Origin of the sequence: Stenotrophomonas sp. pho, from assembly GCF_006228405.1 — a bacterium.
GTDB classification, from domain to species: Bacteria; Pseudomonadota; Gammaproteobacteria; order Xanthomonadales; family Xanthomonadaceae; genus Stenotrophomonas; species Stenotrophomonas sepilia.
On the sequence record NZ_CP029759.1, the window covers coordinates 4,422,671 to 4,446,274 of the forward strand.

The window sequence follows — 23,604 nt, forward strand, 5'->3', positions numbered from 1 at the left end:
GTTCTTCCAGCCAGAAGCAGCCGAGCGTGGGCTCGGCTCTACAACAGCCCGTCAGCGCAGGAACGGCGGCACTTTCCGTTTCAGCAGCTCCACCAGCACCGGGTCCATGTAGTCGTAGTCGTCGGGAATATCCAGGCAGACCACCCGCTTGCCGTTCAGCCATGCCTTGTAGCGGCTGGACAGCCGGTTGCGGTGGGCGCGCACCATCACGAACACCAGGTCCGCCCACTGCAGCAGCTCAGGGCTGAGCACTTCCTCGGCGTCGGCCAGCAGCCCGGCCGAGGCGGTCTCGATGCCCGGCCAATCGGCAAATACCTGCTCGGCCGTAGGGCTGCGCAGGCGGTTCTGGCTGCAGAGGAAGAGCACGTTGCGGGTCATGAGCGCAGCCTAATCGGGGTCGAATTCCTTTTCCAACGGAAAAGGGATCCGACCCCATACGTGTACCGCGTTGGGGTCAGCGCCCTCCCTGCGGGAGGGATCCGCCCCTCGACGGTGATCAGATCACCGTCAGGTTGGCGTAGGCCATCACCAGCCACTTGCTCCCCGCGTCGGCAAACTCGACCTGCACGCGGGCGTGGGCGCCGTTGCCTTCGTAGTCGGTCACCATGCCTTCGCCGAACTTGGGATGGGTGACCAGTGCGCCGAGCTTGATCGGTGGCAACTCGATGGAGGCATGGCCCATCACCCGGCTGCTGCCCAGCGAGGCCGGTCGCGAGACCTGCACCTTCGGGCGCACTTCGTGCAGCAGCTCGCGCGGAATCTCGCGCAGGAAGCGCGATGGCAGGCTGTAGTTGTCCTGGCCGTGGATGCGGCGCGATTCGGCATAGCTCAGCACCAGCTTCTGGCGCGCGCGGGTGATGCCGACGTAGGCCAGCCGACGCTCTTCCTCCAGCCGCCCGCTTTCCTCCAGCGAACGTGCACTCGGGAACAGGCCGTCTTCCATGCCTGCCAGGAACACCAGCGGGAATTCCAGGCCCTTGGCCGAGTGCAGGGTCATCAGCTGCACGCCGTCCTCGCCCGCCTGCGCCTGGCCTTCACCGGCCTCCAGCGCGGCATAGGCCAGGAACGCGACCAGCTCGTCCATGTCCTCGCCCACTTCCTCGATGTCGTCGGCGCGGCGCACGAAGCGCGACGCCACCGAGACCAGTTCGTCGAGGTTGTCGGTACGCGATTCCGAATCCAGCGAATTGCGGCTTTCCTTGCTCCAGTGCTCGCGCAGCTGCGAGCGGGCCAGCACGTGGTCCACGCGCTCGGCCAGGGTCATGTGCACGGTCTGGGCCTGCAGCTCGTTGACCAGCCCCAGGAAGCCGGCCAGTGCATTGCGCGCACGTGCGGCCAGCGCGCTGCCCTGGGTGACCAGCATCGTCGCTTCCCACAACGAAATGCCCTGCGCGCGCGCCTCGCGGCGCACTTCGTCCAGCGTGCGGTCGCCGATGCCCCGGGTGGGCGTGTTGACCGCGCGCTCGAAAGCGGCGTCATCATTGCGGTTGGACAGCAGGCGCAGGTAGGCAAGCGCGTCCTTGATTTCGGCACGCTCGAAGAAGCGCATGCCGCCATACACGCGGTACGGCACCTGCTCGCTCAGCAGCGCTTCTTCCAGCGCGCGCGACTGCGCGTTGCTGCGATAGAGCACGGCCACTTCGGTGTAACTGCCACCGTCGCGCACCCACTGGCGGGCGCGCTCGACGATGTAGCGCGCCTCGTCCATCTCGTTGTACGCCGCATACAGGTCGATCGGCTCGCCGTCGCCGCTGTCGGTCCACAGCTGCTTGCCGATGCGATCCGGGTTGTGCGCGATCACCGCGTTGGCGGCGCCGAGGATGTTGGCGGTGGAGCGGTAGTTCTGCTCCAGGCGGATGGTCTGCGCACCCGGGAAGTCGCGCAGGAAGCCCTGCACGTTCTCGACCTTGGCACCGCGCCAGCCGTAGATGGCCTGGTCATCGTCGCCGACCACGAACACGTGGCCGGAATCGCCGGCCAGCACGCGCACGAAGGCGTACTGGATGGCGTTGGTGTCCTGGAACTCGTCCACCAGGATTTCGCGGAAGCGGGCGCGGTAATGCGCCAGCAGGGCCGGGTTGTCGCGCAGCAGTTCATGCGCGCGCAGCAGCAGCTCGGCGAAGTCGACCAGGCCGGCGCGGTCGCAGCGCGCCTGGTATTCGATGTAGGCCTGGCGCATGGTTTCCAGCCACGCGTCGTGCGGTTCGGGCTGGATGTGCTGCGGGCGGCGGCCCTCGTCCTTCTGCGCGTTGATCCACCACGCGATCTGCTTGGGCGGGTACTTGCCGTCGTCCAGCTCCAGCGCCTGCACCACGCGCTTGACCAGCCGCAGCTGGTCGTCCGAGTCCATCACCTGGAAGCCTTCTGGCAGCTTGGCGTCCTGCCAGTGCAGGCGCAGCAGGCGGTTGGCCAGGCCGTGGAAGGTACCGATCCACATGCCACGGCTGCCATGAGGCAGCTGGGCGTCGATGCGGTGGCGCATTTCGCCGGCCGCCTTGTTGGTGAAGGTCACCGCGAAAATGCCGTGGGTCGGCACGCCATCGACTTCATGCAGCCAGGCGATGCGGTGGGTGAGTACGCGGGTCTTGCCGGAACCGGCACCGGCCAGCACCAGGTGGTGGCCGGGGGAGCGGAGACGGCTTCGCGCTGGGCCGGGTTCAGGCCATCAAGCAGGTGGGAGACATCCATGCCTCCATTTTACGGCATCGCCGTCGCGGCTCCTGCGACCACCTGGCTGGCCAGCGCCTGCGCCTGCTGACGCAGTTCAGGCACCGCCAGGCTTTCCCACAGGCTGCCGATGCGCAGGCTGCCGAGCACGCCCAGCCGTGCCTGCGGCTGGCCACCGGCAGCACGCAGGCGGTCGCCCGGCACCGTGCTGTCCAGGCCCAGCCCATGCGGGCCGGGGCGTGCCAGGCCCTCGGCCTGCAGCTGTTGCAGCAACGGATTGCGCAGCGCGCCGGCGCGGGTTTCCACGCCGGTGGCGTTGACCACGCCGGCAATGGCCCAGTGCTGTTCATTGCCGCCGGCATCGTGGCCGGAGAGCTGCAGGGCGTTGCCTTCGCGCCAGACGCGTTGCAGGCGGGACCGGTGGATGCGCAGCTGGCCGCTGTCGCGCAGCGCCTTCAGCTGCGCGTCGACCTCTTCGGCAATGCGATGGCGATGCACGTCCCAATAGCGCACCCCATGGCGCAGGAAGCGGCGCTGGTCGGCCGCGTCGAGGCTGCACCACAGCGCCTGCCCATGCGGGCGTATGCGGTCCATCACGCCCTGCCACGGCAGGCCGTCGGCCTGTGCCTGGCGCGCAAACCCGCGCAACGCGCGCAGGCGCTGGCGCAGGCGCATCGGCAACAGCGTGGCCGGGTCGAACGTGGGCAGGCCGCCATGCGCATGCGGCAGCGGCAGCAGGCCATGGCGCGAGATCACGTGCAGCGGGCCGGTGTGGCCGGCGGCGACCAGTGCCAGCACAGTGTCGGCCATGCTCAGGCCAGACCCGACGATGGCCACGGCCTGCTCGCCGGCCAGGGTACGCACGCCGTCGTAGTCCCAGGCCTCGATCACATCATCGGCGGGCAGTGCCTCGGCACCGGCCACCGGCAGCGGCCGCATGCTGTTGCCGGTGGCGAGCACCGCCTGCGCGGCATGCAGCGCCTGGCCATCGCCCAGTGGCAAGCGGTAGCCATGGTCATCCGGCTGCAGGCCCAGCACCGGCTGCGCGATCACCCGCAGCTGCGCCGGGCTGGCCGCGGCGGCCTCCCGAAGGCGCTGCTGCAGGTAGGCGGCATAGTAGTGGCGGCACACGTAGCGCTCGCCCAGCACCTCGCGCGCCTCGCCCGGGTAGGCGTTGGCGGCCATCAGGTAGTCGAGGAAATCGCCGGGCTGGTCGGCAAACGCACTCATCTTCGCCGCCGGCACGTTCAGCAGGTGCTCCGGCCACGGCGTGGCATAGGCGATGCCCTGGGCCAGCTGCGAAGCCGGTTCGAGAATGGCCAACGCCAGTGGCGCCTTGGCTTGGCGCAGTACCTGGATCGCCACCAGCACCCCGGCCGCACCACCACCGATGATTGCCAGGTCCAGTTCGCCATTACGCGGTGAATCAGTCATGCGCCGATTGTAGGCCATCGGCGATGACGGGCCGGGTTGCCGAAGCGGGCGATTGCCGCCGCCTCACATCAACGCATCGGCCAGCCGTGCGATGCCTTCGCGGCTGCGCCGCCACGTGGGGCGGCTGCGCCACTGCTGCAGGTCCAGCTGCCGCGACTCGCGCAGGTAGCCATCCTCGATCGCACACAGCTGCTGCACCAGCGCGCGGTCGTAGCAGACCAGGCCGATCTCGGCATTCAGCGCGAATGAGCGGATGTCCATGTTGATCGAGCCGAGCACGGCGATGTCCTCGTCCACGCTCATGTGCTTGGCGTGCAGGAACTGCGGCTCGTACAGCGCGATGCGCACGCCACAGCGCAGCAGCTCGTCGTAGTACGCCTCCTGCGCCCACGAGGTCAGCCGCTGGTTGTTGCTGGCCGAGAGGATCAGCTGCACCTGCACACCGGACAAGGCCGCAATGCGCAACGCGCTGAGCGTAGCTTCGTCAGGCACGAAATATGGCGTGACCATCACCAGCCGTCGCCGTGCCAGGTGGATCAGCGCCGCCACCGCATCGCGCGCATTGCTGTACGGATAGGCCGGGCCGCTTGGCAGCAGCTGGGTGGCGATGTCGTCGCTGCACTCGGGCACATCGGCGATCACGTCCAGGCGCTGGCCGGTTTCCATGTACCAGTCGCTGGCGAACACTGCTTCCAGGTGCGCCACTGCCGGGCCACGCACGCGCGCCACCAGCTCGCGGTTCGGGTGGCCGGGCACGAACTGCGGGCCGGCCAGGTTCTGCGAACCGACATAGGCCACTTCGTTGTCGATCACCGCGATCTTGCGATGGTTGCGCAGATCCATGCGCCCGCTGCGGCGCCAGCGCAGGCCACCGGGCAGCATCGCGCGTACCTCGATGTCGCGCGCCTGCAGGCGCTTGCGATAGGCGCGCAGGCCACGCTTGGCGCCCACCGCGTCGAGCAGCACACGGCACTGCACGCCGCGTGCAGCCGCTCGCTGCAGGGCCTCGACGATCGCCTCGCCCACCGCGTCATCGAACATCAGGTAGTACAACAGGTGCACGCGGTCTTCGGCCTGGTCGATGTCGGTGATCAGCGTGTGCAGCGATTCGTCGTAGTCGGTCAGCAGGTCGACCGCGTTGCCGTGCACCGGCATGAAGTCGCCCTGGCGCTGCACCAGCGGCACGATCTCGGCGCTGGCGGTGTCCGGCTGCGGTGTCCAGCGCAGGCGATGCTGCAGCGCCTGTTCCTCGCGGATGACCTGCGAGGCCTCGGCCTGGCGGCGGATGCGCTCGCGCGACAGCCATGGGTGGCCGAACAGCAGGTACAGCGGCAGGCCCAGCAGCGGCACGAAGCCGACCAGCAACAGCCAGCTGCGCGCCGCCCCCGGCGTGGTGCGGGTGGGGATCCAGCACAGCGCAACCAGCCGGATCAGCCAGTCGATCAGCAGCAGGTACGAACCCAGCAACCACTCGAACAGCATCGTGTCGCCCGTCGGGAGGTGATGGGCCATTCTGCCCAGCGGCCTTTGTAGAGTCGAGCCATGCTCGACTGCCTTTCGGCCCGACCGCAGAGCAGCCGAGCGTGGGCTCGGCTCTACAGGATGGTTCAATGCCGCACCGGCACCTCGCACAGCTGGCGTACCGAATCGGCATGGCGGCGGCCGTTGAGCGCCATGCAGGCAATGGCCTGTGCGGCCCGCTCCAGCTGCGCCTCCGGCAGCGGCGACGGCGCACCGTTGGCCAGTGCCAGATGGTGGTCGCACAGCAGCAGCGCCATGCCCTCGATGCCTTGCAGCATGCGCTGCAGGCGCAGCCAGCCCAGTTCCAGGTCCTGCCGGTGTGACGGGGTGTTCATGCAACCTCCTTCAACGGATCTGGCCACCGTGAAGGTGGCGGACGATGCGTGGTTGCAATACCGGGAAGCAATCAATCAGCAAACGAACCGGCGGGCGCAAGGCCCCCTCGCACCGTCCGCCATAGAGGCGGATAGGTCACCAACCGTCGCCGGAGGGATCTCCGGCGACGGCTGGCGAGTCTACTGATTGATTGACTTCACGGGATTGCAAGCCCGGCCACTGCAACCGCAGCGGCTTGCCATCATGGGCACGGCAGGGCCCGTCGTTCCAATTGATTTGGAGCGCGCGAAGAGCCGGAACCGGTAGACACAATCACTTATCGCATTCGGCCCATCATTCCGCGCAGGGCGTCATTGGCGACAGCGTGCGCAGGGAGTGCGGCAGTGCCAACCAGGGTCGGCACCCACCAGGGGGAAGTGCCAGACATGAAAAAACCCGCCACAAGGGCGGGTTTCTTCGCGGGGATCAGCAATCCGTGCGGATTACTTGATCTTGCCTTCCTTGTACAGGACGTGCTTGCGCACGACCGGATCGTACTTCAGGAATTCCATCTTCCCCGGGGTGTTCTTCTTGTTCTTGTCCGTGGTGTAGAAGTGGCCGGTACCGGCCGAGGAAATCATACGGACCTTATCGCGCTTGCCTGCCATGATGCTTTACTCCTCAGACCTTTTCGCCGCGCGCACGCAGCTCAGCCAGAACGGAATCGATGCCGTTCTTGTCGATGGTGCGCAGTGCATGCGCGGAAACACGAAGCTTGACCCAGCGGTTCTCGCTGGCCACCCAGAAACGGCGCTCGTGCAGATTCGGCAGGAAACGACGACGGGTCTTGTTGTTGGCGTGCGAGACGTTGTTACCCGTCTGCACTCGCTTGCCGGAAACCTGGCATACGCGGGACATTGCGCACCTCGATAATAGTAGTTGTCAGCCCGTAGCCCGGGAGACGGCGGCCTCGATGGTTGCCCACCACACGTCAAGAGAATCAAAGGGTTACGCTGGCGTTGGGCGGCCGGGGACGTGCTCCCAGGGGCGCCGCCCGGTAGAAAACCGGACACAGCGAGCCGCGCATTATGCACCGGTTCAAGCACTTGCGCAAGTTACCCACAGGCCGGGGACTGAACACGGCAGGCCGGACCCTGCGCCAGCCGCCATACTGGCCCGGACCACTGCGGAGCTTCCCATGCGGCTGCTGGCCCTGACCTACGGAACCGAAGGCGACACACGTCCCCTGGCCATGCTCTGCCATGGGCTGATCGGCGCGGGCCACGAGGTGACGCTACTGGCCGATGGCGGCACCTTGGGCAGCGCGCAGGCACTGGATGTGCCCCACGCGGCCCTTGAAGGTGACATCCATGACGACGTGGTCGCACTGGTCTCGCGTGGCAACGGCGTTGCCGCCGCCAGTACCGGCCTGGCACGGATGGCGCTGCAGCATGTCAGCGGCTGGATGCGCCAGGCCGATGCCGCCGCCGAAGGCTGCGATGCGATTCTGACCGGTGGCCTGGCGGCCTTCGTCGGCATGAGCGTGGGCGAACGCCGCAGGATTCCCGTCATCGGCAGCGGCATGATTCCGCTGACCCCGACGCGCGCCTTCCGCTCCCCGTTCCTGCCGCCCGGACGCTCGCCGGGCTGGTTGAACCGGGCCAGCTACGGGTGGGTCAACGGCCTGATCTGGCGCCAGTTCCGCCGGCCGATCAACGCGGCACGCCAGCAGTTGGGGCAATCGCCGCGCCGCGCGCTGTGGTCCGGCCTGCCGATGCTCTATGGCATCTCACCGCAGCTGCTGCCGCCACCGGCGGACTGGCCGGCCGACCACATCGTCTGTGGCCAATGGCGGCTTCCTGATGCGCCCTGGGCGCCCCCGGCCGATCTGCGGGCCTTCCTTGATGCCGGCCCGCCGCCGGTCTACCTTGGCTTCGGCAGCATGACCGGCTTTGATCGCGAACGCGTGCTGCCGGCCTTGCTGCAGGCGCTGGCGCCACGCCGGGTACTGCTGTTTCCTGGCTGGGTGGGACTGCCTGCGATGCGCTTGCCCGATTCGGTCTTCGTACTGGGGCCGACCCCACACGAAGCGCTGTTCCCGCGTTGCGCACTCGCCATCCACCACGGTGGCAGCGGCACCACGCATTCGGCCTGCCGGGCCGGCATTCCCTCGCTGGTGATGCCGTTCGCTGCGGATCAGTTCTTCTGGGCCGATCGCCTGTGTCGGTTGGGCGTGGCACCGGCACCGTTGTCACCGAAGCGACTGGATGCAGCAACGCTGGCAGCAGCCATCACCTTCGCAGAAGCCGACGCAGTACGCGCGCGCGCGGCGGCCCTGGGCGTGGCGATGAGCGATGAAGACGGGGTGGCCTGTGGCGTGGCGATGATCGAGCGCTGGTTACGTCCGATGTAACAGCGGGCAAGCCTCAGCGCAGGTGCGGAATCACCTGGGCCAGCAGATGGGCATCCTTGAGCGCACCGTGCAGGCCCCGGTTGCCGGGGATGCGCAGGCGCTGCAGCACATCGTCCAACTTGTTGCCCTGGCCGGGCCAGCGCCCGCGCGCCAGCTTCAGGCTGCAGGTGATGCGGCAGTGCTGGGCCAGCGTGCCGGGAATGCCGGCCAGGCGCAGCTCGTTGTCCAGGAAACCCACGTCGAAGGTGGCGTTGTGCGCGACCATCTCGCTGCCGCGCAGGAAGTCCAGCAGTTCGGCGGCCTTGCTGGAGAACAGCGGCTTGCCCACCAGCATCGCATCGCTGATGCCATGCACGCGCTGTGCGCCCCAGTCCACCTTGCGCTGCGGCTGCAGGTAGGTGTGGAACTGGCGGCCGCTGAGCTGGCCGTCGATCAGTTCGACGGCACCGATTTCGATCACCCGGTGCCCCAGGCGGTGGGAGATGCCGGTGGTTTCGGTATCCAGTGCGACGATGCGACTCATGCGTGGCGATGTTTCCTGTTACGTGCTGTGGTGATTTTCGCATGCCGGTAGAGCCGGGCCCACACTCGGCTGGCGCGCGTAGCGCGGGCTTGGTGATGCCAGAAGCAGCCGAGCGTGGGCTCGGCTCTACAGGTGCGTGTGCATCACCCCAACGCTTCCACCAACCAATCGATGAACACCCGCAGCCGCTGGCTCATGTGCCGGTTCGGCGGGAACATCACATGCATCGGCATGGGTGGAAGCCGCCAGTCCTGCAGCAGCGGCAGCAATTCGCCGCGCGCCACGTGCGGCGCGGCCATGTAGCTGGGCAGCGCGACCACGCCCAGCCCCGCCAGCGCCGCCGCCAGATAGGCGTTGCCGTCGTCGAAACCGACCGTGTAGCGGCCCTGCACTTCTACGCGCTCATCGCCGCGCTGTGCGCTGAATACTCTCGCCCGGCCACTGCGCGGGCTGAGGAAGCCGACCGTGTGGTGGTCCGGCCCTTCCAGCGCGCGCGGATCGGTCGGCAAGCCGAAACGCTGCACATAGCCGGGGCTGGCGTGGAAACCGATCGGCAGCGCCGCCAGCGGCCGCGCCACCAGCGCCGGGTCGGCCGGGGTGCCGCCGCGGATCACGCAGTCGACGTTGTCGGCGATGACGTCAACCTCGCGGTCGCTGACGCCGATGTCCAGCTGGATCTCCGGGTAGCGCGCCTGGAAATCCGGCAGTGCCGGCACCAGCCGCAACCGCGCGTAGGGTCCGGGCACATCCACCCGCAGGCGGCCGCGCGGCTGGCTGGCTGCGTCACCCAGCCCGCCCTCCACCTCTTCCAGCTCGGCCAGCAGGCGGGCGATGCGCGGGTAGTAGGCCGCACCGTCGGCGGTGACGCTGACCCGGCGCGTGGTGCGGTTGAGCAGGCGCAGCCGCAGGTGTGCCTCCAGCTGCTGCACCAGCTGGGTGACCGTGGTGCGGCTGATCTGCAGGGTCTGCGCGGCGCGGGTGAAGCTGCCGGTTTCCACAACCCGGGCAAAGGCCCGCATCGCCTCGAAACGGTCCATGGCGGGCCATGATTGTTTGGGATTGGCAATCAATCTAGGCTGATCATCGCGGTTTATCCAGACAGCACTGGCGCGGAGGATGGCGTTCTCTCCCACGGATTCCTTCCCATGTCACAGCGTGATGTCGTTTTCCCCACCGGCCGCCAGGCCCTGTACGAGCGCAACCGCTACTCGCCGGCGATCCGATCCAATGGCTTCCTGTTCGTCTCCGGCCAGGTCGGCAGCCGCGAAGACGGCTCGCCCGAGCCGGATTTCGAGGCGCAGGTGCGCCGCGCCTTCGAGAATCTCAATGCGGTGTTGGCTGCCGCAGGCTGCACGTTCGATGACGTGATCGACGTGACCGTGTTCCTGGTCGACCCGGAGAAGAACTTCGAAAAGGCCTGGGCGATCGTGCCCGAGTACTGGGGCGAGGCGCCGCACCCGACCCTGACCGGTATCGGTGTGACCTGGCTGTATGGGTTCCAGTTCGAGATCAAGGTGATCGCGAAGCTGCCGTGATACGGGTAGTGCCGGCCGCTGGCCGGCAACGCGGTGGGGTCGAAAGGCGTGTCGACCAAGGTCGACACCCACCAAGGCAGGAGGTCCGCACCCACCAGGGCAGGATGCCCCCAGGCCCTCCACCTGAACGGGAGATTCCGACGAATTCCCGAGGCGGCCATTGATATTGTATCCGGCGAAAATCGCTTGCTAGCCTCCCTTCCATGCGCCGGATCACCCGCCAACTGCGTACGTACCTGATGATGCTGCTGATGGCGGCGTTCGTGGTCGTGCCGGTGGCCGACGTGCTGGCCTGCGCGGTCGAACCGCACGACACCACTGCGGTGCACGTGGAAAGCAACGCCAACGATGCCGAGGGTGACAGTGACAGCAAGCACGCCGGTGCCTGCAGCCACAACCACTGCCACCACTCCAACCTGAGCCTGCCGGCCAGCACCCTCGCCGCCTTCGGTGCGCCGCTGCCGGCGCGCTGGATGAATGCCGGCGACGCGGCGACCTATGCGGTCGCCCAGGATGAATTGACGCGTCCCCCCGGGCGTGAGTTGAGCGCGTCCCGCGATTGCGGGCTCCCGTTTCACTCACAACCGGAATCCCCCTATGTCGATCCTGACACCTCGGTCGCTGCGTGCGGCCGGGCGGGTCGTCGCCGTGTTGCTGGGCCTGGCCCCGGCGGCATCGGTGATGGCGCAAGCCGCCCCTTCCTACGACACCCTGCTTGAACGCCTGGACCAGCTGCCCGGTACCCGCGTCGGTGCGGCGCTGGCCGAGGCCGCCGACGCGCGCGCCGACCAGGCCCGCGCACTGCCCAACCCTTCCCTGTCCTGGTCGGCCGAGAACGCCTGGGGCACCGGTTCCTATGGCGGCATGGGCAAGGCCGACAGCGTGCTTACCCTGTCCCAGCCATTGGAGGTCTGGGGCCAGCGCGGCGCGCGCGTCCGTGCGGCCCGCGCCGAGGCACAGGCGGCCAACCTGCGTGGCACGCAGAGCCGCAGCGATGTGGCCAGCCAGCTGGCGGTGGTCTACGCACAGGCGGAAAGTGCACTGCGCCGCTACACCCTGGCCGAAGAGGCACTGAGCCTCACCCGCGATGACGCCAACGCCGTCAACGCGATGGTCAAGCAGGGCCGCGAACCGCAACTGCGCGCGGTGCAGGCGCAGAGCGAAGTGGCCAACGCCAACGCCGCGCTGGATGAAGCGCAGGCCTTCCGCGATGCCGCGCTGGCCCGCCTGGCCGGTGCTGCACTGCTGGATGCGCCGGTGCAGTCGATCGGCGACAGCCTGCTCGACCGTGCGCCGCCGCTGCCACGCGGTGCCACCGATACCGCACTGGCAGTGCGCATCGCTGAAGCCGAAGCCGATGCGGCGGGCAAACTGGCCGAGGTGGAGCGCAAGCGCGCCCTGCCCGACCTCAGCGTCACCGCCGCGCAGACCCGCTTCCGCGAGGGCGGCGAGCGTGCCTACAACCTCGGGCTCAGCCTCAGCATCCCGCTGTTTGACCGCAACCGCGGTGGCATCCGCGCCGCCAATGCCGACCAGCGCGCGGCCGAAGCGCGCCTGGACCAGCAGCGCCGCGACAGCGAGGCGGCACGCCTCTCCGCCGTGGCCGGTTTGAAGGCCGCCGGCAGCCGAACCCGCGCCGCCGATGAAAGCGTGGTCGCCGCCGAAGAGGCGTATCGCCTGGCCCGCATCGGCTTCGACGCCGGACGCATCTCGCAGCTGGAACTGCGCAGCACGCGCAGCGCTCTTATCGCCGCCCGTGCCGCCGCCGTGGATGCGCGCCTGTCGCGCGTCGGCGCGGAAATCGATCTTGCCCGCCTTGAAGGGCGCGCACCCTTTGTGGAGGCCCCATGACTCTCTCCCGTACTTTTCCGCTGATCGGCGGCATGCTGCTGACTGTGCTGCTGGCCGGCTGCGCTGGCAACGCGCAGACACCTGCCAATGAAGACCCCGCTGCGACCAAGGCCGGCACCGACGACAGCCATGGCCACGCGCCCGGCAGCAAGGAAGCCAAGGCCGAATCCGCGAAGACGCCGGCAGACACCGATGAAGGCGTGGTACCGCTGACCCCTGAGCAGATCAAGGCGTCCGGTATCGAAGTGGTTGCCGTCGGTCACGGCGGTGGCGGTTCCACCCGCCTCGCCGGTCGGGTGGAACCCTCGGTCGGTGCCCGTGCCTCGGTGGCCTCGACCGTGACCGGCCGCGTCGAGCGCGTACTGGTCGCGCCGGGCACGGCGGTGAAACAGAACCAGGCGCTGGCCATCGTGGTCAGTGGCGAGGCAGCGGTGTTCCGCGCCAATGCGCTGGCCGCATCCGCCGAAGCCGAGGCCGCACGCCTGGCCTATGGCCGCGACAAGGCCCTGGTCGACCAGGGCGTGGTCGCCCGCCAGGAGCTGGAAGCCTCGCGTGCGCGTTCGCTGGCGGCACAGGCCCAGGCCGCTGCCGCACAGGCACAGGCCGCCGCCAACGGTGCGCCCGATGCCAGTGGACGCGTGCGCATCACCAGCCCGGTGGCCGGCATCGTCGGCAACGTGCAGGTCACGCCGGGCGGTGTGGTCGCCGCCGGCAGTGCGGTGGCCGACGTCGCCGACCCGTCGATGAACGAGCTGGTGTTCACCGCACCGCCAGCGCTGGCTGCACAGGTCATGCCCGGCATGAAGCTGGAAGTGAGCGTGCCGGGTGGCAGCTTCACCGCTACCGTCACCGGTTCGGCCGCCGATGTACGGCAGCAGGGCGGCGTCGCAGTGATCCGCGCCACGCCGGTGGATGCATCGCTGCCGCCGGCCGGTTCGCCGGTATCGGCCGTGGTGGTCACCGAAGGCCAGGACGGCTCGCTCAGCGTGCCCGCCGATGCGGTGCAGAACGTCGATGGAAGCAGCGCGGTGTTCGTCGCCGTCGAAGGTGGCTTCAAGGCGCAGCCAGTGCTGGCCGGGCGCCGTGCCGGTGACCGCATCGAGATCCTCGGTGGCCTGAGTGGCAACGAGCGCATCGTCGGTGCCAACGCCTTCCTGCTCAAGGCCGAGCTGGCCAAGGGCGAAGCCGAGCACGGCCACTGAGGAGGCGATCATGTTCAAGCTGATCATTGAAACAGCGGTGCGCCACCGCTGGCTGGTGGTGTTCATGGCGGCGCTGATCGCCGCCGTGGGCCTGTTCCAGCTGGGCAAGCTGCCGATCGACGCCGTGCCGGACATCACCAACCGCCAGGTGCAGATCAACACGGTGGCCCCGGCGCTGACCCCGGAGCAGATCGAACGGCAGGTGACCTATCCGCTGGAAACCGCGCTGGCCGGCATTCCCGGCCTGACCACCACGCGTTCGCTGTCGCGCAATGGCTTCTCGCAGGTCACCGCGATCTTCACCGATGCCACCGACATCTACTTCGCCCGCCAACAGGTGGCCGAACGCATGCGCGAGGCATCGGAAGACCTGCCCGATGGTGCGTCGCCGATGCTGTCGCCGGTCACCACCGGCCTCGGCGAGGTGCTGATGTGGACGGTGGACTTCACCGCGTTCGATCCGACCAGGCTGGCCAAGCCCGGTGAAGCCGGCTGGCAGGCCGGCGAGGTCTACCGCACGCCGGAAGGCAACCTGCTGCGCACGCCGGAAGAGCGCGCGACCTACCTGCGCACAGTGCAGGACTGGATCATCGCGCCGCAGATGCGCTCCAGCCCGGGGCTGGCCGGTGTCGATACGGTCGGCGGCTACGTCAAGGAATACGGCGTGCATCCGGACAGCGCCAAACTGGCCGCGCATGGCCTCGGCCTGGCCGACCTGGTTACCGCGCTGCAGCGCTCCAACGTGCAGGCCGGCGCCGGCTTCGTGCAGCGGGCCGGTGAAGGCCTGGTGGTGCGTGCCGATGGCCTGGCGCTGACCACCGAGGATCTTGCACAGGCGCCGGTGGCCACCCGCAATGGCGTGGTGGTACGCGTGGCCGATGTAGCCACCGTGGAACTGAGCCGCGCGCCGCGCCTGGGTGCAGCCAGCCGCAACGGCCACGAGGCCGTGCTGGGCACCGCGCTGATGATTGCCGGTGGCAACAGCCGCACCGTGGCGCAGGCCGCAGCCGCACGTCTGGAACAGGTGAACACGTCGCTGCCGGCCGACATCGTGGCCGCACCGGTGCTGGACCGCAGTGTGCTGGTCAATTCCACCATCAAGACCGTGGCCCGGAACCTCACCGAGGCGCGCTGCTGGTGGTGGTGGTGCTGTTCCTGCTGCTGGGCAACCTGCGCGCGGCCACCATCACCGCGCTGGTGATTCCGCTGTCGTTCCTGTTCGCGGTGATCGGCATGAACCGCTTCGGCATCAGCGGCAACCTGATGAGCCTGGGTGCACTGGACTTCGGCATCCTGGTGGACGGTGCGGTGATCGTGGTCGAGTCGACGCTGCTGATGCTGGGCCAGCGCCGCGCCGAACTGGGCCGGGCGCTGACCGCGATGGAACGGCTGCGCGTGGCCGCCGATTCCGCGCTGAAGATGGCGCGCCCGGCGGCGTTCGGCCAGCTGATCATCCTGCTGGTGTTCGCGCCGATCCTCACCCTGGAAGGTGTGGAGGGCAAGACGTTCCACCCGATGGCGGCGACCTTCATGCTGGCCCTGGTCGGTGCCTTCCTGTTCTCCTTCACCTTCGTGCCGGCGATGACGGCGCTGCTGGTGCGCGAGCCGAAGCCGAAGGACGCAGATGCACATGCGGACGACGGCGAGCACGAGACCAGGCTGATACGCGTGCTGCGCGCGCGCATCGAGCCGGTGATCCGCAAGGCCGTGGCGCATCCGCGCACGGTAGTGGCCAGTGCGGTGATGATGGTGGTGGTGGGCATCGGCTCGTTCTCGATGCTGGGCCGCGAGTTCATGCCGACGCTGGACGAAGGCAACGTGGCGATGCAGGCGTTGCGCGTGCCGTCGACGTCGCTGGAGCAGTCACTGGCCATGCAACTGGCGTTGGAAAAGGTGATTGCCAAGCAGCCGGAAGTGGAGACCGTGTTCTCGCGTACCGGTACCGCCGAGGCGGCGATCGATCCGATGCCGACCAACATCTCCGACAGCGTGATCGTGCTGAAGCCACGCAAGGACTGGCCCGATCCGAAGTTGGCCAAGGACGCGCTGGTGGCCCGTTTCGAAAAGCTGGCCGGGCAGCAGCTGGGCAACAGTTTCGAGTTCAGCCAGCCGATCGAGCTGCGCTTCAACGAGCTGATTTCCGGCGTGCGTACCGACCTGGCCGTAATGATCTTTGGCGATGACTTCGGCCAGCTGCAGAAGGTGGCCGACCAGGTGGCGCTGAAGCTGCGTGCGGTGGATGGCGCGGCCGACGTGCGGGTGGAACAGATCTCCGGCCTGCCCACGCTGAACGTGGCGATCGATCATGTGGCGGCGGCGCAGTATGGGCTGACTGCGGCGGATGTGAGTGATGCACTGTCCACCGGCATCGGCGGTACTGCGGCGGGCAAGATCTTCGAAGGCGACCGCCGCTTCAACGTGGTGGTGCGCCTGGACGATGCCGCGCGCAACGATCCGGACCAGCTGGCCTCGCTGCCGATCGCCACGCCGTCGGGGTTGGTGATTCCGCTGTCGTCGGTTGCGCGCATCACGGTCAGCGAAGGGCCGAACCAGATCAGCCGCAACAACGGCAGCCGCCGCGTGGTGGTGCAGGCCAACGTGCGTGGCCGCGACCTGGGCGGCTTCGTCGGCGAAGCGCAGGCCGCGGTAGCCGACGTGGCACTGCCGCCGGGTGCCTACCTGACCTGGGGTGGCCAGTTCGAGAACCTGCAGCGCGCGGAAAAGCGGCTGGCGACGGTGGTACCGGTAGTGTTCCTGCTGATCGGCAGCCTGCTGTTCATGGCCCTGCGCAGCGGCAAGGAAGCCATTCTGGTGTTCAGCTGCGTGCCGTTGGCGTTGGTCGGCGGCATCCTCGCGCTGCTGCTGCGGGGCATGCCGTTCTCGGTATCGGCAGCGGTCGGCTTCATCGCCGTGTCCGGCGTGGCGACCTTGAATGGCCTGGTGCTGATGCAGGCGATCCGCGAACGCCTGGATGCCGGCGACCTGCCGCTGCAGGCGGCGATCAACGGTGCCTCCAGCCGCATCCGAGCAGTGCTGACCACGGCGCTTGTGGCGATCGTCGGCTTCATTCCGATGGCGATCGCCAGCGGTTCCGGCGCGGAAGTGCAGAAACCGCTGGCGACGGTGGTGATCGGTGGCCTGATCACCGCCACCGTGCTGACCCTGCTGGTGCTGCCGACGTTTGCGGCACGCGTGGCCAAGCCGCGGGCGGTGGGGTGAGGTGAGAGGGGGTCGGAGCCCTTTCCACGGGAAAGGGATCCGACCCGTGACCGGGTCGGATTGCCGGCCAGCGGCCGGCACTACCCGGTACCGGTCAGGCCTTCTTGCGCTCGGCGATGTAGGCCTGGATCTGCTGTTCCAGCACCGGCAGCGGCACCGAGCCCTGCTTGAGCAGGGTGTCGTGGAAGCCCTTGATGTCGAACTTGTCGCCCAGCTCCTTCTCGGCCTGCGCACGCAGGCGCACGATGGCGATCTCGCCCAGCTTGTAGCTCAGCGCCTGGCCCGGCCAGGAAATGTAGCGGTCCACTTCGGTGGTCACTTCATGCTCGCTCAGCGCGGTGTGGTCACGCAGGTAGGCCAGCGCCTGCTCGCGGGTCCAGCCCCTGCTGTGCACGCCGGTGTCGATCACCAGGCGCGCGGCGCGCCACATCTCGTAGGTCAGGCGGCCGAAATCCTCGTACGGGGTTTCGTAGATGCCCATCTCCACGCCCAGCTTCTCGCAGTACAGCGCCCAGCCTTCGCCATAGGCGGAGATGTAGGCGTTGCGGCGGAACTCGGGCAGGTTCTTCTGCTCGGCGGCGATCGCGCCCTGCAGCGAATGGCCCGGATCGGATTCATGCAGGGTCAGTGCCGGCAGGTTGTACAGCGGGCGCGAGGGCAGGTTGTAGGTGTTGAGCCAGTAGGTACCCATGCCACCGCGGCCGGCCGTCCAGAACGGTGCAATGTCCGGTGGCACCGGCACGATGGTGAAGCGCGCGCGCGGCAACGTCATGTACTTGCCGAGCTGGCCGTCCGCCCGCTTGGAAATCCACGCGGCGCGCGAAAGCAGCTCTTCCGGCGTCTTCGCATAGAACTGCGGATCGGTACGCAGGAAGGTCAGGAACTCGGCGAAGCTGCCCTTGAACTTCACCTGCTTGATGATGTCGTTCATCTCGCCCTGGATGCGTGCGACTTCCTCCAGGCCGATGCGGTGGATCTCGTCCGGCGACAGGTCCAGCGTGGTGTACTCGTGGATCTGCTGCCTGTAGTAGGCCTTGCCATCGGGCATCGCTTCGGCGGCCAGGGTGGTGCGCGCCTGCGGCACGTACTCGTTGACGAAGAAGGTGCGCAGCTGCTGGAACGCCGGCACCACCTTGCCGCTGATCGCTTCACGCGCCTGCGCCTGCAGCCTGGCCTGTTCGGCGGCCGGGATGCTGTTGGGCAGCTTCTTGAACGGCGCGTACAGCGGCGATTCGGTCGGGTCCTTCAGCTCGGCAACGGTGGCGATGGACACTTCGCGGCCATCCAGCACGCGCGCGGCACGCTGAAGCCGCGCTTCAGGCCGGCGCGCATGTTCTCGGTCTGCTGGCCGAAGTAACGCGGCACATCGTTCAGCCGTGCGATGTAGTTCTGGTAGTCCTGCACGGTCTTCATCTCGCGCCGGGCCATGAAGGACAGGTTGGACCAGAACGAGGAATCGGCGTTGAACGGCATTTCGTAGCCGCGCAGGCGCGTCTCTTCGGCCAGGTTGAACACCTGGTCGCGATAGATCGCGTAGTTGACCTGGTTGTCCGGCGACAGGGTCTTCGGGTCGATCTTCTTCAGTGCGGCCAGGGTCTCGTCCCACACCTTCAGACGCGCCTGCTGCGCGGCCGGGCCGACGTCAGGCATGCGGGTGGCGTTGGCCGGGGCGTCTTCGTCCTCGCTGGCTTCACCACCTCCCTGCTGGCGCCACTTCCATTCCTTCTCGTACAGCGCGCGGAAGGCGGCATCCGCGGGCGATTCGGTGGCCACGCTGGCGGGCGCGGCGGCGGCGGCGGCGGGCGCAGCGGCCAGGGCCACGGTGGGGGCGGACAGGGCGATCAACAGGGCAACGGCAAGACGGGTTTTCACGAGCACAGGTTCCCGGGAAGGCAGACCCCGATCATGGCACCGCCCACGGCCCATGGCATGGGACGAAGGTCCTGCCTGCAGCGCAGGCAGGACCGGGAACCGGCCGCTCTGGTAGATGCCAACCTTGGTTGGCACACGGGGAAACCCAGCGCCGACAGGGCACCGCCGCTGAACATGCAGTAGATCCACGCCATGCGAGGATGCGCCGGGATCCTGACAGGGGTCAGAGCCCTTTCCAGTGGAAAGGGATCCGACCCCGCAGCCTCAGTGACTGGCCTTGTCCCGCTTCCAGCCGCGGTGCTTGATGTCCAGGTGCAGGCTGTACAGCGCGGTGAACGCCGGGAACAGGTTCTGCAGTACACCCACCGAGTCCTGCTTGGCCGAGAACAGGAAGTAGCTCAGGGTCATCAGGCTGCCGAGCACGCTCATGTACCAGAACAGGCGCGGGATGACGGGTTTGCCGGCGCGCTTGGAGGCGATGAACTGGACCAGCCAGCGGCCGCCGAACATCAGTGCGCCGGTGTAGCCGATCAGCTTCCAGCCGGTCACATGCAGGCCGGTCCAGTACAGCCAGGTCAGGGGCTGATCCAGCCAGTGCAGCTCCAGATCCATCAGCGCTCCTCCACCGCGGTGCGCTTGCTTCGGGTGATCAGCCAGGCTACGCCACGCAGGTCGCGGATGCCGACCAGCGCGCGGCCGAGGTTGTTGTACTTGGACACGCCGGCGGTACGGTGGCGGTGATTGACCGGCACGCTGGTGGTCTTCCAGCCGGCACGCTGCATCAGCGCCGGCAGGTAACGGTGCATGTGGTCGAAGTACGGCAGGTCGAGGAACGCGCTGCGTTCGAACAGCTTGATGCCGCAACCGGTGTCGGGCGTGTCGTCGCGCAGCATGCGCGCACGGATGGCGTTGGCCCATTTGCTGGCCCAGCGCTTGCTGCCGCTGTCCTGGCGGTTGACGCGCCAGCCGGCGAACAGCTTCACCTGCGCCTCGGCGGCGTCGCGTGCGGCAAGCAGCTTGGGAATATCGGCCGGATCGTTCTGGCCATCGCCATCCAGGGTGGCGATCCACGGCGCGCGCGCGTGCTTGACGCCGGTGCGCACCGCCGTGCTCTGCCCGCTCTGGTTCACATGGTGCAGCACGCGCAGTTCCGGGGTGGTTGCCTTCAATCCCTGCAGCACCGCCAGGGTGTCATCACGCGAGTGGTCGTCGATGTAGACGATCTCGAACGGCAGCCGGCCACGCAGCGCAGCGGTGATTTCGGCGACCAGCGGGGCAACATTGTCGCGCTCGTTGAACACCGGGACGACAACGGAAAGCTCGGGTTGGCTCATAAGGCACTCGGCCAAAGGGGGGACAAAGACCGCGCATTCTCCGAAACCGAGGTTATCCGAAGATGAACCCGGCGGCGTGAGGATCCGTCCTCAGGCGCGATCGCCAAAATACTCGCGGCACCACTGCACCACAGGCGGCAGGCCTTGTTCGATCGGGGTCACCGCATCGAAGCCGAAAGCGTCATGTGCGCGCCGGGTATCGGCCATCGTGCGCACCATGTCGCCGGGCTGCATGGGCTTGTAGACCTTCTGCGCAGGGCGGCCGGCGGCCTGCTCGATCACGCTGATGAAGCGCTCCAGCTCGACCGGTGTATGGTTGCCGAGGTTGAACACCCGGTGCGGCACCGGACCGTCGGCCGGATGCGCGAGGGCGCCGAGGATACCGGATACGATGTCGGAGACATGTGTGAAATCGCGCTGCATGCGGCCTTCGTTGAACACGTCGATCGGCCGACCGGCCAGCACCGCGCGCGAGAACAGCAGCGGTGCCATGTCCGGCCGGCCCCACGGGCCATACACGGTGAAGAATCGCAGCCCGGTGGCATGCAGGCCGTACAGCTGCGCGTAGGTGTAGGCCATCAGCTCGTTGGCCGCCTTGGTCGCCGCGTACAGCGAGCGTGGCTGGTCCACGCGCTGGTCTTCGGAGAACGGCGGCGTGGCCGAATCGCCGTAGACCGAACTGCTGGAGGCATACACCAGGTGCTGCACGCCACGGTGGCGGCACAACTCGAGCATGTTGACGAAGCCGACCAGGTTGCTGTCGACGTAGGCATGCGGGTTTTCCAGCGAATAGCGCACGCCGGCCTGCGCGGCCAGGTGGATCACCGCGGTCGGCCGCACCTCGTCGAACAGTGCGGCCAGGCCCTGCTGGTCGGTCAGGTCCAGGGTGCGCAGGTCCAGCGCCGGACACAGCGCGGCCACGCGGTCACGCTTGATCTGCGGGTCGTAGTAATCGTTGAAGTTGTCCAGGCCGACCACGGCCTGGCCGGCCTCCAGCAGCGCGCGGGCGGTGTAGGCACCGATGAAGCCGGCAGCGCCGGTGAGCAGGATGGTCATGGCAGGGGCCTGGGAACGAAGTTCAGGCCCCTGATGTTACCGGTCTCAGAACAAACCGAAACGCTTCTTCGCCACGTTGGTGCGGCCGGGCTCGATCACATCGTTGATCTGTTTCGCATCGAAGCGGTCGAGCAGGGCGTCGGCGCCCTTCTTCAGCTTCAGGTCCATCTCTTCGGGGTACAGCGGAACCAGGCTCATGAAGCTGATGGTATTGCCATCCTCCAGCTCCAGCGTGGCGAAGTCCTCCGGGGCGGTCACCGGCGGCAGCACGATGGCACCGTCGAAACCCACGCCCGGCGCATAGGGCTCGCTGGGATGGCCGTTGGGAATGGTGTGGCCGAAGCCCAGCCACGTGTCGTACTCGTGCGGCAACCGCGCCATGCCCTTCAGCAGGCGCACTGGCCAGTAGTTGCGCTCATCCTCGAAGGCGTCCTGCGTGATCGGCCAGTCGGCCGGCAGGGTCACCATCAGTTCCATGTAGCGCGGCACGTCCGCATCCACCTCGGCGGGCACGGTCATCGGCAGGTCGCTCATGCCGGAGGTGACCAGGCGCAGGTACGGGCAGTGGTCATTGGCCGGCACCACGTGCACGTCGATGTGCACCAGGTCGGAGATGATTTCATGGAAGACACCGGACACCGGTCCCAGGTGGTGTTCGATGTGAGCACTGATCGCCTCGATGTGCCGTTCTTCGCCGATGGCGAGCACAAAGTCCTTCTCACGGCGATGTACCAGTATCTGGGTGCCGTCCGGGCTGACGTCTTCGTAGTCGTTGCTCATGTCCTGCTCCCTGGATGAGGCCACGGGCCGGAAGACAGTGCATTCCGCGGTGCGCGTGGCAGTGCGTTCCCTGTCATTCGCCGGGCGCGGCAGGAACAGGCCGCCTCCCCGACGCGGCGCCGGGCTCAGCCCTGGCGCGCGCGCAGTTTTTCCAGCACGCCGTCCAGGGTGTCCAGGTCGGTGTAGTGGATGATCAGCTTGCCCTTGCCGCCACGGCCGTGGCTGATCGCCACCTTGGCGCCGAGCGCTTCGGACAGCTCGGTTTCCAGCGAGGCGATGTCGGCCTGCTGCACCTTCGGCGTGGCCACCGGACGGCTGCTCGGCACCTTGCCGGCGGCGAAAGCCTGCGCGCGCCGCTCGACCTCGCGCACCGACCAGCCTTCGTCGGCCGCTTCCTGGGCCAGCTTGCCGGCCAGTTCGGGGGCCAGGGTCAGCAGCGCACGGGCATGCCCCATTTCCAGGCGGCGGGTTTCCAGCAGCAGGCGGATCGCCACTGGTAGTTCCAGCAGGCGCAGCAGGTTGGACACCGCCGCGCGCGAGCGGCCGACGGCCTCGGCGGCCTCGGCATGGGTGAGGGTGAACTCGCTGATCAGGCGCTGCAGCGCTTCGGCTTCCTCCAGCGGGTTGAGGTCTTCACGCTGGATGTTCTCGATCAGCGCCATCGCGATGACGGTGCGGTCTTCCAGCTCGCGCACCACCACCGGCACTTCGTCCAGCCCGGCCAGCTGCGATGCGCGCCAGCGGCGTTCACCGGCGACGATTTCGTAGTTGCCCGCCGGCAGCTGGCGCACCAGGATCGGCTGGATCACGCCCTGCGACTTGATCGAGTCGGCCAGCTCGGACAGCTTGCCCTCGTCCATCTCGCGGCGCGGCTGGTACTTGCCCGGCTGCAGCTGGCCGACCGGCAACTTGCGCAGCACTTCCCCGGCAGCGGCTCGATCACCGCCGTGGTGGCCTGCACCTGGCTGACCGCGCCCTTCGGGCCCAGCAGCGCGTCCAGGCCACGGCCGAGGCCTCGCTTCTTGGCTGCCGGCTTGCTGCTGGTCATCAGACGGTCTCCACGGCCTTGGTGGCCTTGTTGCGTTCGTTGTTGCGGCGGATGATCTCGCCAGCCAGGCCCAGGTAGGCCACGCCACCGCGCGAGGCGCGGTCGTAGCCGACGATGCTCTGGCCATGGCTGGGTGCCTCGGCCAGGCGAACGTTGCGCGGCACGATGGTGCGGAACACGCGATCGCCGAAGTGCTCGGTGAGCTCGGCCGAGACCGCGTTGGCCAGGTTGTTGCGCACGTCGAACATGGTGCGCAGCACGCCTTCGATCTCCAGCGCCGGATTGAGGTTGGCACGCAGCGCTTCGATGGTTTCCACCAGCGCGCTCAGGCCTTCCAGGGCGTAGTACTCGCACTGCATCGGCACGATCACCGAATCGGCAGCGGCCAGCGCATTGAGCGTCAGCAGCGACAGCGCCGGCGGGCAGTCGATCAGGATGTAGTCGTACTCGTCGCGGATCGGTGCCAGCGCGCGCTTCAGCCGCTGCTCGCGCTCGCTCTGCGCCATCAGCTGGATCTCGGCGGCGGTCAGGTCGATGTTGCCGGGAAGCAGGTCGTAGCCTTCGGCGGTCTGCACGCGTACATCGGCGGCGCTGGACTCGCCCAGCAGCAGATCGTAGGTGGAGGCGGCCAGCTCACGCTTGTCCACGCCACTGCCCATGGTCGCGTTGCCCTGCGAATCGAGGTCGACCAGCAGCACGCGCTTGGGTGCGTTGGCCAGGGAAGCGGCCAGGTTGACGGCGGTCGTGGTCTTGCCGACGCCACCCTTCTGGTTGGCGATGGCGATGATGCGGGCCATGCGGGTGTGCCTCGTCGACGTGTGCTGGGACCGGTCA

General features: G+C 67.8%; 17 protein-coding genes and 5 pseudogenes. 6 read left to right on the forward strand and 16 right to left on the reverse strand.

All coding sequences use genetic code 11. The features are described from left to right. Positions 1–51 precede the first annotated feature (51 nt). The 7 genes and pseudogenes from DL544_RS20655 to rpmB all read right to left on the reverse strand — a co-directional run bounded on the left by DL544_RS20655 (position 52) and on the right by rpmB (position 6,855). Positions 52–378 carry a low molecular weight protein tyrosine phosphatase family protein gene (locus DL544_RS20655; RefSeq protein WP_065177827.1) on the reverse strand — a complete coding sequence of 109 codons (327 nt, stop codon included), beginning with the start codon at positions 376–378 and terminating at the stop codon, positions 52–54. A gap of 118 nt (positions 379–496) precedes the next feature. After that, positions 497–2,688 (reverse strand): annotated as a pseudogene (uvrD, locus tag DL544_RS20660) (DNA helicase II). Between the two features lie 9 nt (positions 2,689–2,697). Further along, positions 2,698–4,119, reverse strand: a complete 1,422-nt coding sequence (locus DL544_RS20665; protein ID WP_139728006.1) for an FAD/NAD(P)-binding protein — start codon at positions 4,117–4,119, stop codon at positions 2,698–2,700. A 45-nt stretch (positions 4,120–4,164) separates the two neighbouring features. Then, positions 4,165–5,583, reverse strand: a complete 1,419-nt coding sequence (cls, locus tag DL544_RS20670) for a cardiolipin synthase (protein WP_065177824.1) — start codon at positions 5,581–5,583, stop codon at positions 4,165–4,167. Between the two features lie 125 nt (positions 5,584–5,708). Beyond that, on the reverse strand, positions 5,709–5,957 hold the full coding sequence (locus DL544_RS20675) for a hypothetical protein (RefSeq protein WP_005420350.1): 249 nt from the start codon (positions 5,955–5,957) through the stop codon (positions 5,709–5,711). Between the two features lie 483 nt (positions 5,958–6,440). Next, complete coding sequence (gene rpmG / locus DL544_RS20680; RefSeq protein WP_169411268.1) at positions 6,441–6,608, reverse strand: 50S ribosomal protein L33; 168 nt, start codon at positions 6,606–6,608, stop codon at positions 6,441–6,443. A gap of 10 nt (positions 6,609–6,618) precedes the next feature. Next, positions 6,619–6,855 (reverse strand): 50S ribosomal protein L28, encoded by a 237-nt coding sequence (rpmB, locus tag DL544_RS20685; RefSeq protein ID WP_005411638.1) that lies wholly within the window; start codon positions 6,853–6,855, stop codon positions 6,619–6,621. Between the two features lie 280 nt (positions 6,856–7,135). Here rpmB and DL544_RS20690 point away from each other — a divergent pair, with 280 nt between their 5' ends. Beyond that, a complete protein-coding gene (locus tag DL544_RS20690) occupies positions 7,136–8,350 on the forward strand; it encodes a glycosyltransferase (protein ID WP_065196788.1) in 1,215 nt (404 codons plus the stop codon). A 13-nt stretch (positions 8,351–8,363) separates the two neighbouring features. Here the strand turns inward: DL544_RS20690 and dnaQ are convergent, their stop codons facing one another. Next, positions 8,364–8,873, reverse strand: coding sequence for a DNA polymerase III subunit epsilon (gene dnaQ, locus DL544_RS20695; RefSeq protein ID WP_065177821.1), 510 nt, complete (start codon positions 8,871–8,873; stop codon positions 8,364–8,366). Between the two features lie 143 nt (positions 8,874–9,016). After that, positions 9,017–9,910 carry a LysR family transcriptional regulator gene (locus tag DL544_RS20700; RefSeq protein ID WP_139728008.1) on the reverse strand — a complete coding sequence of 298 codons (894 nt, stop codon included), beginning with the start codon at positions 9,908–9,910 and terminating at the stop codon, positions 9,017–9,019. A 108-nt stretch (positions 9,911–10,018) separates the two neighbouring features. Here DL544_RS20700 and DL544_RS20705 point away from each other — a divergent pair, with 108 nt between their 5' ends. The 5 genes and pseudogenes from DL544_RS20705 to DL544_RS20725 all read left to right on the forward strand — a co-directional run bounded on the left by DL544_RS20705 (position 10,019) and on the right by DL544_RS20725 (position 16,680). Further along, the gene (locus DL544_RS20705) at positions 10,019–10,408 is read left to right on the forward strand and encodes a RidA family protein (protein ID WP_065177819.1); all 390 of its coding nucleotides are present in this window, start codon (positions 10,019–10,021) and stop codon (positions 10,406–10,408) included. 203 nt (positions 10,409–10,611) lie between these two features. Then, a pseudogene (locus DL544_RS22675) lies at positions 10,612–10,941 on the forward strand (hypothetical protein); the annotation flags it as partial. Positions 10,942–11,005: 64 nt separating this feature from the next. Beyond that, the gene (locus DL544_RS20715) at positions 11,006–12,259 is read left to right on the forward strand and encodes a TolC family protein (RefSeq protein ID WP_139728010.1); all 1,254 of its coding nucleotides are present in this window, start codon (positions 11,006–11,008) and stop codon (positions 12,257–12,259) included. Further along, complete coding sequence (locus DL544_RS20720; protein ID WP_139728012.1) at positions 12,256–13,461, forward strand: efflux RND transporter periplasmic adaptor subunit; 1,206 nt, start codon at positions 12,256–12,258, stop codon at positions 13,459–13,461. Before DL544_RS20715 ends, DL544_RS20720 begins: the two co-directional genes overlap by 4 nt. Before the next feature lie 10 nt (positions 13,462–13,471). Beyond that, positions 13,472–16,680 (forward strand): annotated as a pseudogene (locus DL544_RS20725) (efflux RND transporter permease subunit). A 94-nt stretch (positions 16,681–16,774) separates the two neighbouring features. On the opposite strand, the pseudogene DL544_RS20730 reads toward DL544_RS20725, so the two are convergent. The 7 genes and pseudogenes from DL544_RS20730 to DL544_RS20760 form a co-directional block, all read right to left on the reverse strand. Then, positions 16,775–18,552: pseudogene (locus DL544_RS20730) on the reverse strand (DUF885 domain-containing protein). Between the two features lie 264 nt (positions 18,553–18,816). Further along, on the reverse strand, positions 18,817–19,164 hold the full coding sequence (locus DL544_RS20735) for a lipid-A-disaccharide synthase N-terminal domain-containing protein (RefSeq protein WP_019661748.1): 348 nt from the start codon (positions 19,162–19,164) through the stop codon (positions 18,817–18,819). Continuing rightward, positions 19,164–19,886 (reverse strand): glycosyltransferase family 2 protein, encoded by a 723-nt coding sequence (locus DL544_RS20740; protein ID WP_005420380.1) that lies wholly within the window; start codon positions 19,884–19,886, stop codon positions 19,164–19,166. Before DL544_RS20740 ends, DL544_RS20735 begins: the two co-directional genes overlap by 1 nt. Positions 19,887–19,976: 90 nt before the next feature. Beyond that, positions 19,977–20,942 carry an NAD-dependent epimerase/dehydratase family protein gene (locus tag DL544_RS20745; protein ID WP_005420382.1) on the reverse strand — a complete coding sequence of 322 codons (966 nt, stop codon included), beginning with the start codon at positions 20,940–20,942 and terminating at the stop codon, positions 19,977–19,979. 45 nt (positions 20,943–20,987) lie between these two features. Continuing rightward, a complete protein-coding gene (locus tag DL544_RS20750) occupies positions 20,988–21,722 on the reverse strand; it encodes a suppressor of fused domain protein (protein WP_053498802.1) in 735 nt (244 codons plus the stop codon). Between the two features lie 125 nt (positions 21,723–21,847). Then, positions 21,848–22,770: pseudogene (locus tag DL544_RS20755) on the reverse strand (ParB/RepB/Spo0J family partition protein). After that, positions 22,770–23,567, reverse strand: a complete 798-nt coding sequence (locus tag DL544_RS20760; protein ID WP_005420387.1) for a ParA family protein — start codon at positions 23,565–23,567, stop codon at positions 22,770–22,772. The pseudogene DL544_RS20755 and the gene DL544_RS20760 overlap by 1 nt, the downstream one beginning before the upstream one ends. Between the last annotated feature and the right edge of the window lie 37 nt (positions 23,568–23,604).

Coding starts and splice junctions, on each gene's coding strand:
- DL544_RS20655 (WP_065177827.1), bottom strand. CDS start 378: ATGACCCGCAACGTGCTCTTCCTCTGCAGCCAGAACCGCCTGCGCAGC.
- DL544_RS20665 (WP_139728006.1), bottom strand. CDS start 4,119: ATGGCCTACAATCGGCGCATGACTGATTCACCGCGTAATGGCGAACTG.
- cls (WP_065177824.1), bottom strand. CDS start 5,583: ATGCTGTTCGAGTGGTTGCTGGGTTCGTACCTGCTGCTGATCGACTGG.
- DL544_RS20675 (WP_005420350.1), bottom strand. CDS start 5,957: ATGAACACCCCGTCACACCGGCAGGACCTGGAACTGGGCTGGCTGCGC.
- rpmB (WP_005411638.1), bottom strand. CDS start 6,855: ATGTCCCGCGTATGCCAGGTTTCCGGCAAGCGAGTGCAGACGGGTAAC.
- DL544_RS20690 (WP_065196788.1), top strand. CDS start 7,136: ATGCGGCTGCTGGCCCTGACCTACGGAACCGAAGGCGACACACGTCCC.
- dnaQ (WP_065177821.1), bottom strand. CDS start 8,873: ATGAGTCGCATCGTCGCACTGGATACCGAAACCACCGGCATCTCCCAC.
- DL544_RS20700 (WP_139728008.1), bottom strand. CDS start 9,910: ATGGACCGTTTCGAGGCGATGCGGGCCTTTGCCCGGGTTGTGGAAACC.
- DL544_RS20705 (WP_065177819.1), top strand. CDS start 10,019: ATGTCACAGCGTGATGTCGTTTTCCCCACCGGCCGCCAGGCCCTGTAC.
- DL544_RS20715 (WP_139728010.1), top strand. CDS start 11,006: ATGTCGATCCTGACACCTCGGTCGCTGCGTGCGGCCGGGCGGGTCGTC.
- DL544_RS20720 (WP_139728012.1), top strand. CDS start 12,256: ATGACTCTCTCCCGTACTTTTCCGCTGATCGGCGGCATGCTGCTGACT.
- DL544_RS20735 (WP_019661748.1), bottom strand. CDS start 19,164: ATGGATCTGGAGCTGCACTGGCTGGATCAGCCCCTGACCTGGCTGTAC.
- DL544_RS20740 (WP_005420380.1), bottom strand. CDS start 19,886: ATGAGCCAACCCGAGCTTTCCGTTGTCGTCCCGGTGTTCAACGAGCGC.
- DL544_RS20745 (WP_005420382.1), bottom strand. CDS start 20,942: ATGACCATCCTGCTCACCGGCGCTGCCGGCTTCATCGGTGCCTACACC.
- DL544_RS20750 (WP_053498802.1), bottom strand. CDS start 21,722: ATGAGCAACGACTACGAAGACGTCAGCCCGGACGGCACCCAGATACTG.
- DL544_RS20760 (WP_005420387.1), bottom strand. CDS start 23,567: ATGGCCCGCATCATCGCCATCGCCAACCAGAAGGGTGGCGTCGGCAAG.